Here is a 13,765-nt window from a genome sequence, read left to right on the forward strand (position 1 = left end):
CCTCATCCTAAGTTAAGCATTTACCGTCGCTATGACGTACGTTTTGCCGCTTTCAGCGCGGAATCGGATTCGCCCGTTCTCCGTACTGGACCACTCCACTTCTTGATCCCCTTGAGCGATCTTGATCTTATGCTTTGCAGATACTTCGCAGGTCCGTGTGATTGAAGCCGTGATTACCGCGGCTGACAATACACCGTTCGTCCACTCCAAATCAACCTCGTATCCGCCTCTTCCGCGCAGCCCTTTGACATAACCGTCCTTCCAAGCATCCGGCAATGCCGGCAGAAGCTCCAGATATCCTTGATGAGATTGCAGCAGCAGCTCGGCAATGCCCGCCGTCGCCGCAAAGTTGCCGTCGATCTGGAAGGGAGGATGCGCATCAAACAAGTTGGCATATACGCCGCCTTTGTGAGCGTTCAGCGGTTCGTCCGCCTTCACGAGTGTCAACAAATTGGAGATCAGCCGCTCGGCACGATTGCCGTCCTTGAATCTGGCCCATAAACCAATTTTCCAGCCCAGACTCCACCCTGTCCCCCCGTCTCCCCGGATCTCAAGCGATGTCTTGGCTGCCTGGAAGAGCTCGGGAGCAGAACGCTCCGTAATAAGCCGCCCCGGATAGACGCCTACCAGATGGGAAACGTGGCGATGATGCACATCTTCGTCCTCGAAGTCCTCGGACCACTCCTGCAGTCGACCGCTCTTGCCGATTTGCAGCGGAAGCAGCCTTTCCTTCGTTTCAAGCAAGGTTTCCGCAAATGATTCATCCGTCTGAAGCGTTTGCGCCGATTGGATGCAGATATCGAACAATTCTCCGATCAATGCTAAATCCATCGTCGTTGCGGAGCTTACCGCATAGTGTTGATCTCCGATTTTGAATTTATGCTCCGGAGAGGTGGAAGGCGACGTTATCCAATAACCGTCTTGATTCGGAATGAGCCAATCCAAACAAAATCGTGCGGCTTCCTTCATGATCGGGTATGCCGTATCCCGCAAAAATGCTTCGTTCCCGCTAAAGGCATAATGCTCCCATAAATGCTGGGACAGCCACGCGCCGCCGAGCGGCCAAAGCGCCCATACCGGGTCCCCGTGACCAAAATCGCCGACAGGCGCCGTCTGAGCCCATAAATCGGAATTGTGGTGCGCTACCCACCCACTTGCTCCGTAATTCACTTCTGCGGTCTTCTTGCCGTTAACGGCTAACCTGCCGATAAAATCAAGCAGCGGCTCATGCAGCTCAGCCATGTTGCAAGTCTCCGCCGGCCAGTAATTCATCTCTGCATTAATATTAAGCGTGTAATTGCTGCTCCAGGGTGCCCGGGTTTCCTCATTCCAGATTCCTTGCAGATTGGCAGGCTGCGAGCCCGGGCGCGAGCTGGCGATCATCAGGTAACGTCCGTAGTGGAATAAGAGCTCGACGAGTCCCGGATCGCTGCTTCCGTATTCGGCAATTCGCCGGTCCGTAGGCAAATCCTGCGGAGCCCTGCTTCCCCCCAAACGAAGCTCAACCCTGTCATATAGGCTTCGATGATCCTCAATATGTTGCTTCCGAATCTCCTCATACTTCTTCTTGAGAATAGTCTGAATCGCTTCAGCGGTTACATGTGCCGGCACGCGGTTGGAGCTGCTCGCCCCAACACTGGAATCGAACGATGTCGCTGCGCAGAAATACAGTGTCGCGCTCGTTGCTCCGACGATTTGCACGCCATCCGCATCGACCTTCATGCTTCCGCCTTCATGCACCGCAGCAAGACGTCCGTGGAATTTCAAGCTTTTGGACGTCTCCGGGTTGCCGTAACGTATAGGATTGTCCACATGGCAGTAATTCGGTGCGACATGCTCCGGCGCTGTGCCTGATATCGTATAGTGATCCGATTCGAGCTTCGAGGAGAATCGGAGCGGACTATCCAGCTTGGCACGGAAACTGAGAACCCCCTCTTGGCTTGCCGTGAAACGGACGACAATGGCTTGATCCGGATGCGACGCGAATATTTCCCGGGTGTACCGAACACCGCCAACGTCATAAGCAACGGTCGCGATGCCGGTAGAAAGCTCAAGCTTTCTTTCATAACCGCGACGGCTTTGTCCGTGCTCCATGACGATATGCAGATCGCCGAGCGGCAAGTACGATTGCGTATAGGGTCCCATCATGGTTTTGCAGAGCTGATCCGCTTCTTTGTATCTTTGTTCTGCGATGAGCTGCCTTACTTTCGGCAGTGCTTCCCTTGCTCCCGGGTTATTCCAATTCGTCGGGTATCCCGACCAAAGCGTATCTTCGTTTAAGGCGATGCGTTCTCGCTCAACACCGCCGAAGATCATCGCGCCGAGTCTGCCGTTGCCGACAGGCAGCGCTTCCGTCCAATAAACGGCAGGGGTATGAAACTGTATAACATGGTCATTACTCACCAGTACTCACTCTCCTACAACCTTTAGTTCACTAAATGATCTACAGCTTCACAACCGCTTTAATCACGCCGGTCTCAGGACGAAGCCAGGTGTCGTACTGCCCGATCATTTCGTTGAAATCCGCACGGTGAGTTATGAATGCCCCTGTGTCTATTGCTCCTTGACGAATACTCTCGATCACTTGGACAAAATCTTCACGAAGCGCATTCCGGCTGCCCATAATCGCCATCTCGCGCTTGTGGAAATCCGGATCGTGGAACGTGATATCGGATTTGACCAGCCCTACATATACGAGTCTGCCGCCATGGGACACATAATTGAGCGCGTTCTCCATCGATTTGACGTTACCGGTTGCATCGAGAACGGCCGTAGGGAAGTCCCCCCCGGTGATAGCCTCCACTTCCTTGAGCGGGTCGTTCTTCACATTTACGATATAGTCGGCAGGCGCCCATGTTTGGCAAAATTTCAGCCGCACTTCGTTCATATCCATAGCGATCACCTTCGCGCCGGCCAGCTTGGCGAACTTCATGGTTCCGAGACCGATGGGGCCCGCGCCAATTACGAGCACGAAGTCTCCCGGACGAATGCCGGCAACCCGAACCGAGTGAGCCCCGATGCTCAAGCATTCGACGATGGCAGCCTGGTCGGGGGTCAGTCCTTCGGCGCGAATCAGATGCCCGATCGGAACCGACATATATTCACGCATGCCCCCGTCTTGATGAACGCCAATCACGCTCATTTTCGTGCAGCAATTCGTCTTGCCGTTCCGGCATGCGATACACGACCCGCAGTGGATGTACGGAATGACACTGACAAGGTCCCCAACGGAGATACCAAGATCGTTATCGGCGATCTCCGCGACAACGGCCGACAGCTCATGTCCAAGCACCCGGGGATAGACGAAATAAGGCTGATTTCCTTTGTATGCGTGCAGATCCGTACCGCAAATTCCGACCCGCACGATGCGAATGAGCGCCTCCCCCGGACCTGGAACGGGAACGCCGACCTCCTTCATCACCAACCGATTCGGTTCTTCACAAACGATGCATCTCATTCTACGCGCACCCCCGTGTTGTATTCCGGCTTTCCGCTGGGCCAAGATAACCGCTGAATGGGTTCAAGTATACGGCGAACTTGTCGAATGACATCGATATCCGGCTCTTCGAGCGCATAAGCGATGTTCGACAATATGGTTTCCGGCTTAGAGGTGCTCACCAGCGTCGTCGGGATGCTCTCGTTGCCTACTGCAAATTGGATGGCGAGCTTGGGCAGTGACACCCCGATGGAGGAGCAGTAATCGAACGCTTCCTTGCAAGCTTGGCGAATGAGCGGCGTTGCCGGATGCCAAGCTGGCAGCTCGTTACCGGATAACAGCCCCATCGACAGAGGGGAAGCATTGACCAGTCCGGTGCCCTTTTCATGGAGCAGCGGAAGGAGCTCGAGCAGAGAATCATCATTCAGAGAATAATGGCAATACGATAAAATCACGTCGACCGGCTGTTGGGAAAGCACCGATTGGAAAATGCTAAGCGGCAGACCGGATATTCCCGTAAATCGGATCTTGCCTTGCTTCTTCAATTGTTCCAGGGCCGGGATCGCTTCTTCAAAAATCTGGTTCATGTCTCCAAACTCAATATCGTGCAAGAAAAGAATATCGATATAATCCGTATGCAGGCGGGCCATACTTTCTTCCACGCTTCGAATGATCCGGTCATAAGAGAAATCAAACTGATCGGCACCATATCGGCCGGCTTTCGTGCTAAGAATGTAGTTATCTCTAGGAATGTCCAGCAGCGCCTGACCGAGTACCGTCTCGGCCTTCAATAAGCCGTAATAAGGAGACACATCGATATAATTGATCCCCCGATTCACGGCTTCATGGACCGTGCGTATCCCTTCCTTGTCATCGGTCGGATGGAATACGGAACCGAGCGATGAGGCGCCGAAGCTTAGTACCGACACATCGAGTCCGGTTTTGCCGAGCTTACGATATTTCATTAGTTCCCCTCGATTCTTATGGATGGTCCCATTGGAAGGCTACAATTCTTGCCGGAGCGCCGCTGCTCTCCCGGATTTTTACCGGAAGCGCCATGACATGCCAATCGCCCTCCGCTAGCCCGGGATGCGCCAGATCGAGGCCCTCGGCAATCCACATGCCGGCACGAAGCAAAATCCTGTGTGTTTCTTCGTTCTCCGGGCCCGTGCCGCCAATACTGAAATGATCGATGCCGATGCCGCGGATATTACGGTCCGCCAGGAACTGCGCCGCTTCGTTGGATAAATAAGGAGACTGGAAAATAAATTCCTTGGTCCAGGCCCGTTTTCCCCCCCAGCCTGTATGTAAAAAAACGACGGATTCTTCCGTAAACAGCTCCGCATAAGGCAGCAGATCGTCTACGGTAACCGGCTCATTAGGCGCTTTATCCGTTAGCGTAATCAAGACCAACCGTCCTTGAAAGCGCTCTACGGGAAACTCGTCCAACGTCTTTCGGAAATCAGCCATGTGGGCCGGCGCATCCATATGCGTTGCCGTATGCAAGTTCATGGTGATTTGCTCCACCGTCCAACCGTCCCTTGGCCCTACCCGCAAATAATCGATCTTGGGCGGATCAAATTCCGGCAGCACCGGACAGTTGTGATAAACCTCCTGGGATAAGTCGATCATGGATTTGATCGTTATGGACATGGACATCACACCCCTTTCCTTGGTATTATTTTGTTATCGGTAACAAAATAGTATCACAGCTCATTCTTAAAGGTCAACGGTTCCGGACTTGAAATACTATCGCCGTTGTACCATTATGAATGAATAGAGCTTGAAAGGATGCTTGGTGATGGTAACCATCTACGATATAGCCAAGAAGGCCAACGTCTCGCCGATGACAGTGTCCCGCGTGATCAATAATTCGCCTTCCATCAAAGAATCGACGAGGTTGAAAGTGGAAGAAGCCATCCGAGAACTTGAATATGTACCGAACAAGCAGGCACGCAGTCTTACCTCAAAGGAGACCAAGCTCGTGTCGCTTGTCATTCCGGATATATCCAACCCATTCTTCACGAATATTGCACGGGGAGCGGAAGATAAGGCGCTGCAGCTTGGATACCAGGTAATATTAGGGAACACGGACGAGAATAAGGACAAAGAGGCCATGTACATCAACATGCTCATGTCCAGCGGTGTAGACGGCGCATTGATTGTACCGTCCAGCGACGATTCCGCCGCGAATATGAAGAGGCTAGTGAAACGAAGAATCCCCTTTGTCTATGTAGACCGAACGGTCGATTCGGTACCCGCCGATTCGATTACCGGGGATAACTTGAACACAACCCGCGAGCTGGTTCAACACCTTATAGAGCTTGGTCACGAACGCATTGGCTTGATTAATGGCCCCGCCTATTTGTCGAATGCACGCGAGCGGGCTCAGGCTTTCCGGGACACGTTGATTTTGTCGGGGATTCAGCCGAATCCGCGATACATGATCGAAACCCATTTCAAGCAGGACAACTTGGACGAAATCATCTCCAAATTCTTATCGCTTCGGGAAAATGAGCGGCCCACGGCTATAGTCGCAGCCAATAATTTCATCGGAGTGAATACGTTACGCGCCTTACGTTCCCTCGGCATTCGAGTACCGGAAGATATTTCCGTCACCTGCTTCGACGACCCGGATATCATTCCGGACTATAACCCGTTCTTGACGGTAGCGAAACAGCCTGCCTACGACATGGGGTATATCGGCATGCAGCTCTTGATCGAACGGATTCAGAACGAAGCGCCGGCGGCTACGCGAAAGATCGTTCTCCCCGCCGAGCTGAAGGTCCGGACCTCGACATCAAGAAGAGGAGCACAGGATTAATTTAAGAAAAATGCCCCGACACCATCCGCAAAGGGATGATGTGGGGCATGCTTCGTCATGCAATGCTTCACTTGTATCGGAGCCTAACGGTTCAAACTTTTGTGCTTTCTGCTTCGAAACTCAATAGCCATCAATTATAGTTTGTTTTTAACCAGTCGGCAGCACTGAAACGAACCTTTTTCGATATTCCGGCGTATTGTGCCACAGTGGGGACAACACTGTTTAGAGGAACGGTTTTATAGGCATAAGGCAGCTGCTCGTTGTAATCATAGGTGAAGGTAAACGGTGTGCTTGGCGGATTCGTTTTACTCATATTTTCTACCCCGACGATATGGGAGGACCAAGCCCAATTCCCAATTGTCGATTTGTCGTACCATTTGAAGCCCTTGGTAAACAAATTATCGCCATTATTGTCCCAGCTGCTTCCGATGTAAGAGCCGCTGCTGTTCGTAATTTTTGAATTGACAATTAAGCTGTGGTTGATCGCATCTTTAAACAACTCATTAAATGGCGCGCTCATATTGCCTGTATCGTCACCTTGACGTTCCGCACCGATCAGAGGTTCGTTAAAAGCATTATAAACATTTGTGTCTGCCGCAATCGAAGCGCCATTTCTTGCATTTACTGCACGCGCCAATTTATCTCCGCCATACTTGGAGATCGCGTATACACTATCCAATACACTCTGATGCGACGAATTATCAAAAAAGTTATTAAATACATGCCCGGTTCCTTGACGAATCATCGGCAAACGTTGTCCAACATTCGTATATCGATTGTACGCCATAGTCAAGCGAAGCCTTTGATTTCCATCCTTGACCTCGACCCCGGCAGGACTCACATAGTTCGTATAATCCTTATCGCCGGAGCCTACCAAATGAACCTTCGAGTGATACGCCGCATAAGCCATAATCTCATTCGGCGTGGCGCCTTCGTTGCGCATTTTATAATAAACGCTGGTTGACGGGTTCAATGTACCTGCTGCATACTTTTGCTCCATATAATGGATTGACTGATATACGGAACTGGTTACATCCGGGTTTTGATCCGCCTCTAATCCAAATTCATTCCAAGAAAATGTTACATTGGATGCGCCGTTTTCCATGTCAATCATTCCATCGGCAGCAATAGTAAACTTGCAATGGTCGATCCAAACATTGTTCGCGCCATTTACCTTAATAAATGACCATCCAACCTCTTTATGCTGTCCGGAATCATCCCACTGCCACATTTCATCAAATTTGAGATTTCTTATCACAATATCGTTCGCTGAAGCCTGCAGTTTGATTTCAGCATGGCGGATCGTTTGGCCTGATGTAGAGAAAATGGTCAGTCCATCTACATTCGATATGTTTAATTTCGATACTCCGGAAGCGATCAACAGCGGATTCGTGAATCCGTTCGATGGTTTCGGATAATTGGAGACAAAGCTGTACTTGGACCTTTCCGTTGAATCCAGAGCCAATTCAGTCCATCCTAAGTTAATATCACCTGTAACTTCTATTACTTTTACAGTTCCCTTGCTCGCATCCAGAATCGCCTGTAAAAACTCTCTTCCATTGCTAACCGTTCGATAATAAGGAGTTCCCACATATTGGCTTCTATCGTTTACCCCTAAAGAAGCATAGCCCGGAACGGATAAAAAGCTGGTATCGAATCTCTTTTCAACCTTATTCGTATTCGGGATTGACGTAATCACTGCCGCCTCTACGTTACTGCCTGCAGCCATATAAGATGAAGTCACCATAAGACTTCCCATTACCAAACTGCTCAAGATTTTTCTCATCATCATACTTTCCTCCTTCAAATAAGAACTTTCCCCCGCAATCTCATTATGTATCACTCACCTTTGATCATTGTCGCCCCCCTTTAATAAAAGCGTTTCCAATTTTCCCTTTAACGATTTCCGAACAAGATCCGGAAGCTGCCTCGGTTTAATAGGTGTTATGCGCTTCATTGGGAAAAAGGAGATGATTACACGGATTATAGCATTGCGTATGGTATGATTCTATGGGGGGAAGCACTCATTTGACGGTCCATTCTGCCCTGCTCGCGCTCAACGCTAGTCCATGGCTGGTGTGACGTCGAATATGAACGGTTATCGTTACCTGACCTGCGTACCATCCGGCACTTTGCCGTCAGGCTTTAGAAGAACGACATCCCCCTCCTCCGGCGTTCCGCCAAGGACAAGCACCTCTGAATCAAACCCGGCGATACGTCTGGGCGGGAAATTGACGATTCCAATTATTTGCCTTCCTATTAGGTCCTCCGGCACATAGCGTCTGGTTATCTGCGCGCTGGAGGTTTTTATGCCTAACTCACCAAAATCGATTCCTAGCTTAATGGCGGGAACTCTGGCTTTTGAAAAAAGTTCAGCTTTAACAATTGTCCCCACACGAATGTCGAGTTTCGTAAAGTCCTCGATGGTTGCCATATCCATTTACCTCCTAGAAAAACAGCCTGCAGCCAAGTTCACGGGATTGTCTTCTAAGCATACCTTATAACGCCGTACATTTATTAGGTAAAAGTCAACTATAAACAAATTTTCGGATTATGGGTTGCCAAACCTCCCATATGTTACCGTCAGGATCAGCGAACGTGATGTTTGGTCCGTCAGTCATCATTCTCCCTAAAATATTCACTCCGTTTTCCTTGAAACGTTCGAATAGCTCCTCAATCCGCGGAGTAATAAAACATGCCAAGGCATGGGGCTTGCCGTTGTCTAATGACCGTGAAAAGCGTAGTCGCCCGCCTTCTTCGTCCGATTTGTAAAGGAACAGAGCGGGTACAACTTGTCTTAAGCCAGGTGAAGGCAGGTTTCCATTACGATCGGGTATATTCAAAATAGCCATCGCCATCCCTGGCTCGACACGTTTGTTGTTGGCAGGCTGGTACCCTAAATTCTTTTCGTACCATTTCATAGACTCGTAAACATCATTTACTGGTACGTAAATACAAGTTATACCCGTAATGTCCTCCAGTCTTTCGTCCACTTTGATGTTCTCTTCTGCCTGCATCCGTTTCCTTCCTCTCAAAGAGGCCACCCGATCAATTCCGCGGCGGTCCCATGTTGTGTTTTCTGTGCTATAGTTCCTCGATAGCTTAAGAAAAGGCTGTATTATTTCTAGTCCCATACCTTCGGTCGATTTAATCCGGCTGTTCTCAAATAATCTAATAGCTGGCCTGTATGGACAGCCTCATGGTATGCAATTCTCATAAGCATATCACCTAATGTCCTCGTATACCCAACGTCGCTTCGATCGATCTTGATTTGGGATAAATCCTCGTGTCCATAAGATTTTACGGTTTCTATAAAGGCATTACGATAGGTTTGAGAGAACTCAATCTCTTCTTTCAGCGTTGTAAAAGGACGCTTCTCGTAAGGAGAGTCATAAGTGTCCAGACTTCCTTCCTTCAACAATGCAAGGTGGTAGTAGTATTCACTATCCAGTACATGACGAATCATCTCTTTCATGCTCATAGCCTCTGCATCCGGCTTCCAGTCAAGATATTCACTTGGTATACTTTCCCATATCATTATGCTTCTAAGTCTAACTTCTTCAAAATTCCACACTATGGCTTCAATTACGTTCATAAAAACTTCCTTTCAACTTTATTATAACTGATATGATGCCAGAACCTAAGTTCCCATTCCACAAAAAAAATATTTCTTATTAAAGAGATCTGCCCGATAACTTAATGAGGCTGCCGTTCATTCCCGCGGCAACCTCGTGATGAATGTATGGCGCTATCAGTTAAGACGATGCTTCCAGCGAGTTCAGCACCTCTTCGAACCAGGCTATGGCGAACTGATGAGCCTTCATTCCATAGTCGAGACTCTTTAATTGATAATGAAAGATCCCATTCTCGGATTCCGGAACCTCGAGCTGACTTAAATGCTTGTCCAATTGCTTCAGCTCTTCTTCCATCTGTCGGATGGTTTCCAGAATCCGGTTCAGGATATAACGCTTATCTTCGATGCGGTCCATAACACCGAGAAAGAAGAGCTTCGTAAGCGCAACCGCTTCAAGCTTGGTAGCCGGAATTTCTCCATTTCGCATCCAATCCAGGAATAGCTCCCGTCCGCTGTTTGTAATCGAATAGATTTTTTTGTTTCGGCCGTTTTCGAGTTTTTCCTCCACCTCGATATAGCCGCTGCTCAGCAGCTTCTTCACGGCAAACTGGAGACTTCCGTAACTGGCGCTGTAGAACAACGAAATGCCTTGCTGAAAGGACTTGTTCAGTTCATACAGCGTCAAGTTCCGGAGCATCAACAGGCCCAGTACGGCATATTCCAAGCAAGTTCCTCCTTGACGATTCACCTTCATTATATTACCATTCGTTATATAACTAATAGTAACATATGATTTCGACAACATCAATTGCGGGGTGTCTGTTATGTTGACCGATAAGATTGAGAAACTGTTGACGAAATCCGCCAAGAAATCGAAAACGCTGCAGTTTGCGATGAGCTTGCCGGCGATGAGCATCGACTACTCCTTTTCGAGTACGACGCCGGTTCAAAAGTTCCATAGCGCCAGTGTCGGCAAACTCATCACGGCGGTATTGACATTTAAAGCCATCGAGCAAGGTTCGATTGCCCTGAATACTCCCCTTCACCGCGTATTGGAACAAGGTGTTCTCGACCGGCTGTTTATGTATGAAGGCCAGGATTATCAAAGAGAAGTTACCGTAGAGCACCTCTTGAGCCATACATCCGGAGTGAACGACTATTTTGAGAGCACTACGTTTGATGGAGCATCGTTTATCGATGAAGTCATCAAGCGCTCGGATACGATATGGATGCCGATGGATCTTCTCGATTATACGCGGACCAAGCAACGGGGGGTCGGCACGCCGGGTCAGCAGTTTTATTATTCGGACACTGGCTACGTGCTACTTGGTCTCGTGTTGGAGTCGATCTACGGAATGCCGATCGGTCTGGCCTTGCAGAAGCATCTATTCGAGCCTGCCGGAATGACGGATACGTGCCTTTGCTTCCATAGCGAGGCTTTCGATCCCAAACAGTTGGCGCCGATGTACATTAATGGGACGGACATACATCTTTTTCCAAGCCTTAGCTGCGATTTTTCAGGCGGCGGTTTATCCACGACGACGGCAGATTTGCTTCGGTTTCTGCGCCAGCTGCAGAACGGGCAGTTGATTAGCAGCGGATCCCTGACCAAGATGGCGCAGTTTACCCATCGTTACCGCCAGGGCATGGTCTATGGGGTCGGTATGATGCAGCTGCGGTTCGAACAATTTTTCTTCTTGCTTAAACATTTACCAAGGCTGCAAGGACACCTCGGCGTCACGGGTGCTCATGCATGGTACGATCCGGTATCCGGGGCGTCGTATGTGCTGAACGTCGGAAATACGAAGGACATGGCGGGGAGTTTCAAGCTGCTCATCAAAATCCTGCAGCTCGTCCACAGGGAACAAAGGGAGCGCCGAACTTGAACAATCCGGGAATAGTGGAGAGGGTGTGAAAACAAACGCCTCCCGGCTGATGCCGGGAGGGGGACGGTTTACGGTTAGGATTTGCCGGCATAGAAGAGCAGCCGTTCACTTCAAACACATTACCTTTAGACGGGATTTTTCGGTTCTCCGCTGCGTTTCTTTTTAGTCCCCCCTCATTGCCCTGACAACGTAGCGGGCTCACGGCCCATCAGACGGCGCAAGTAAAATGCTACGACCAGCAGCTCCACAGGTGCGGAAATCGCGGCAACCAGCCCGGCCATTTGTCCGTTCAATCCGGGAACCGAGAACACAAAACCGGCCAGCAAGCCTACATTTACAATAGCGGAAGAAAACTTGCCCGCCACAATCGCCTTCGTTTTGCCGGACAGCATCGCTTTCCCCGCAAAGAAATCGATCCACGGCGCCAGACAGCTTTGAACCGCCAGCAGACGAAGCAGCATGCGGACGGCGTCAAGAAGCGCTCCCTTCAGGCTCAATACCCCTTCCAGAAGCCAACTTCCTCCGGCCTCCGTCGATACGGTCAGCAAAAATAACGGCGACAATACGGACAGTCCCGCAACGACAATCAGTACATTGCGACGCTGCTGCTCATAGAATTGGATCACAATCTGATGCACGGACGCGCAAAACCATGCCACCATATTGGACAGCTGAAGCGCCACGGCAAAGGAAGCGACCGCCAGCGTCGGATCTGCGCTGTAGTTGAGCGCTGCCTGGACCGCCGGGTTCAACGCGGCAAGCAAAAGATTGGAATAGATGAGCGGCATATAGAAGGGCATTAGCTGACCAACTTGACGTACGGTTTGCGATTCCCGATGTTCCGGCAGCGACTTCTGCAACGAGTATCCTTCCGCTGACGCCACGGCCGATTCAATCAGAATGCCGACCATGAAGATCAGAGCGCCGAGCGCGCCGCTGTTCGTCCAGCCCGCTTGAATGAACCACCACGACATGCCGAACATGGCTGCGACGCGGACCGCCATCCCGATCGTCATCCATCCCGTTCGCAGCTGGTTGATGATAACCCCTTGGAACAAACTGCGTGCCGCGGTGAGGACATACATGAAAGCCAGCACCTGATAAACCTGAATAGTCGGCTGTAAAAGCACCGTACTGACACCAAACACGCGTTGAAACAGCCAGCCGCCGAAAGGTGTCCATCCGATGCCTATACTCACGGCGAGAAGCACGCACATCACGTAAATCGTCAGCCGGCTCACGGAGCGAAACGAAATCCGGTCGCGAGAAAATTTGCTCGACGCCTGCCGGATCGCATTGTTGGGCAGATCGATCAGAAAGGATAAGCTGAGCGCCACCGCGTAGCTGCTGATAGTTACATCGGGATTCGCGGAACGGGCCAATACCCCGTTGATGATGACATGAGTGAGCGCTGCAAGCATCGCCGAAGCGCCCATCGGGATGTAAAACCAAATGATTCTAAGCATGTCCGTCCTCCACAAGATGTCCTGCATGCGGTCCGTTCGCTTGGTGATTGAGGACCCTACGCCTAATAGTACCACTTACTGCACAAGACTTCATCCGTTACGGGAAAATGAAAAATAAGCCCGCAGGCCTTTTCCGTCCCGGAGAATCGGTCTGCAGGCTTTTCGTTCGAATGGCTTGGATTATTTATCCATTACACATTTTCAGCTTGCGCTCCCCCTAGGGTAACGTTCGATTAGATTTAATCCCAAATCGACCATGCCGCTTCAAGAACGTTGCCATCAGGATCTTTGAACAAGAAGGATTTTGCTTCATGGTTTCCAATAATATCGCCCACCTCTACTCCTCGTTCAATAAGCAAGAAAGCAACATTATGTGGGCTTGCGGGATCGCCAAAGTTAAATATTGCTTCTCTTTCCTCCGGACTGCGGCTAACTCCTTGGTCAAGAATAGTCCTTAGACGAAACCCAAGGATATCAGTGTACCAAGCTACGGATCTATCGAAATCCTTGGTTGGATAATGTATATATCCAACTCGTGAAAAGATTGATTGTTCTTTTGGAATGATTTGCTCGTTCACG

13 protein-coding genes are annotated in these 13,765 nt (G+C 50.0%); 2 read left to right on the plus strand and 11 right to left on the minus strand.

Annotation, left to right across the window (positions count from 1 at the left end; all coding sequences use genetic code 11):
* Positions 1-12: 12 nt before the first annotated feature.
* From ACFFK0_RS07260 to ACFFK0_RS07275, 4 genes are read right to left on the minus strand one after another with little or no spacing between them, the layout of a single operon-like run.
* Entirely contained in the window at positions 13-2,403 is a 2,391-nt protein-coding gene (locus tag ACFFK0_RS07260) for a glycoside hydrolase family 95 protein (protein ID WP_377469381.1), read from the minus strand.
* Between the two features lie 40 nt (positions 2,404-2,443).
* Positions 2,444-3,457 carry a zinc-binding alcohol dehydrogenase family protein gene (locus tag ACFFK0_RS07265; RefSeq protein ID WP_377469383.1) on the minus strand — a complete coding sequence of 338 codons (1,014 nt, stop codon included), beginning with the start codon at positions 3,455-3,457 and terminating at the stop codon, positions 2,444-2,446.
* Complete coding sequence (locus ACFFK0_RS07270) at positions 3,454-4,401, minus strand: aldo/keto reductase (RefSeq protein ID WP_377469384.1); 948 nt, start codon at positions 4,399-4,401, stop codon at positions 3,454-3,456. The genes ACFFK0_RS07265 and ACFFK0_RS07270 overlap by 4 nt, the downstream gene beginning before the upstream one ends.
* A 16-nt stretch (positions 4,402-4,417) precedes the next feature.
* Positions 4,418-5,089, minus strand: a complete 672-nt coding sequence (locus tag ACFFK0_RS07275; RefSeq protein ID WP_377469385.1) for a cyclase family protein — start codon at positions 5,087-5,089, stop codon at positions 4,418-4,420.
* Positions 5,090-5,237: 148 nt separating this feature from the next.
* Here ACFFK0_RS07275 and ACFFK0_RS07280 point away from each other — a divergent pair, with 148 nt between their 5' ends.
* A complete protein-coding gene (locus ACFFK0_RS07280; RefSeq protein WP_377469386.1) occupies positions 5,238-6,260 on the plus strand; it encodes a LacI family DNA-binding transcriptional regulator in 1,023 nt (340 codons plus the stop codon).
* Between the two features lie 130 nt (positions 6,261-6,390).
* Here ACFFK0_RS07280 and ACFFK0_RS07285 read toward each other — a convergent pair whose 3' ends face one another.
* The 5 genes from ACFFK0_RS07285 to ACFFK0_RS07305 all read right to left on the minus strand — a co-directional run bounded on the left by ACFFK0_RS07285 (position 6,391) and on the right by ACFFK0_RS07305 (position 10,558).
* Complete coding sequence (locus ACFFK0_RS07285; RefSeq protein WP_377469387.1) at positions 6,391-8,052, minus strand: pectate lyase family protein; 1,662 nt, start codon at positions 8,050-8,052, stop codon at positions 6,391-6,393.
* Positions 8,053-8,364: 312 nt separating this feature from the next.
* Positions 8,365-8,694, minus strand: coding sequence for a chaperone CsaA (csaA, locus tag ACFFK0_RS07290; RefSeq protein ID WP_377469388.1), 330 nt, complete (start codon positions 8,692-8,694; stop codon positions 8,365-8,367).
* A 94-nt stretch (positions 8,695-8,788) separates the two neighbouring features.
* Positions 8,789-9,277, minus strand: a complete 489-nt coding sequence (locus ACFFK0_RS07295; RefSeq protein ID WP_377469389.1) for a VOC family protein — start codon at positions 9,275-9,277, stop codon at positions 8,789-8,791.
* 107 nt (positions 9,278-9,384) lie between these two features.
* Positions 9,385-9,855, minus strand: coding sequence for a DinB family protein (locus ACFFK0_RS07300; protein ID WP_377469390.1), 471 nt, complete (start codon positions 9,853-9,855; stop codon positions 9,385-9,387).
* A 160-nt stretch (positions 9,856-10,015) separates the two neighbouring features.
* On the minus strand, positions 10,016-10,558 hold the full coding sequence (locus tag ACFFK0_RS07305; RefSeq protein ID WP_377469391.1) for a transcriptional regulator: 543 nt from the start codon (positions 10,556-10,558) through the stop codon (positions 10,016-10,018).
* Between the two features lie 100 nt (positions 10,559-10,658).
* Between ACFFK0_RS07305 and ACFFK0_RS07310 the strand changes: the two genes are divergently transcribed.
* On the plus strand, positions 10,659-11,720 hold the full coding sequence (locus tag ACFFK0_RS07310; protein ID WP_377469392.1) for a serine hydrolase domain-containing protein: 1,062 nt from the start codon (positions 10,659-10,661) through the stop codon (positions 11,718-11,720).
* Between the two features lie 173 nt (positions 11,721-11,893).
* Here the strand turns inward: ACFFK0_RS07310 and ACFFK0_RS07315 are convergent, their stop codons facing one another.
* Complete coding sequence (locus tag ACFFK0_RS07315) at positions 11,894-13,186, minus strand: hypothetical protein (protein ID WP_377469393.1); 1,293 nt, start codon at positions 13,184-13,186, stop codon at positions 11,894-11,896.
* A 239-nt stretch (positions 13,187-13,425) separates the two neighbouring features.
* Positions 13,426-13,764: a VOC family protein gene (locus tag ACFFK0_RS07320; protein ID WP_377469394.1), complete on the minus strand. Its 339-nt coding sequence runs from the start codon at positions 13,762-13,764 to the stop codon at positions 13,426-13,428.
* Position 13,765: the final 1 nt, after the last annotated feature.

Source organism: Paenibacillus chartarius, from assembly GCF_042432825.1.
GTDB classification, from domain to species: Bacteria; Bacillota; Bacilli; order Paenibacillales; family NBRC-103111; genus Gordoniibacillus; species Gordoniibacillus chartarius.

Coding starts and splice junctions, on each gene's coding strand:
- ACFFK0_RS07265 (WP_377469383.1), bottom strand. CDS start 3,457: ATGAGATGCATCGTTTGTGAAGAACCGAATCGGTTGGTGATGAAGGAG.
- ACFFK0_RS07270 (WP_377469384.1), bottom strand. CDS start 4,401: ATGAAATATCGTAAGCTCGGCAAAACCGGACTCGATGTGTCGGTACTA.
- ACFFK0_RS07275 (WP_377469385.1), bottom strand. CDS start 5,089: ATGTCCATAACGATCAAATCCATGATCGACTTATCCCAGGAGGTTTAT.
- ACFFK0_RS07280 (WP_377469386.1), top strand. CDS start 5,238: ATGGTAACCATCTACGATATAGCCAAGAAGGCCAACGTCTCGCCGATG.
- ACFFK0_RS07285 (WP_377469387.1), bottom strand. CDS start 8,052: ATGATGATGAGAAAAATCTTGAGCAGTTTGGTAATGGGAAGTCTTATG.
- csaA (WP_377469388.1), bottom strand. CDS start 8,694: ATGGCAACCATCGAGGACTTTACGAAACTCGACATTCGTGTGGGGACA.
- ACFFK0_RS07295 (WP_377469389.1), bottom strand. CDS start 9,277: ATGCAGGCAGAAGAGAACATCAAAGTGGACGAAAGACTGGAGGACATT.
- ACFFK0_RS07300 (WP_377469390.1), bottom strand. CDS start 9,855: ATGAACGTAATTGAAGCCATAGTGTGGAATTTTGAAGAAGTTAGACTT.
- ACFFK0_RS07310 (WP_377469392.1), top strand. CDS start 10,659: ATGTTGACCGATAAGATTGAGAAACTGTTGACGAAATCCGCCAAGAAA.
- ACFFK0_RS07315 (WP_377469393.1), bottom strand. CDS start 13,186: ATGCTTAGAATCATTTGGTTTTACATCCCGATGGGCGCTTCGGCGATG.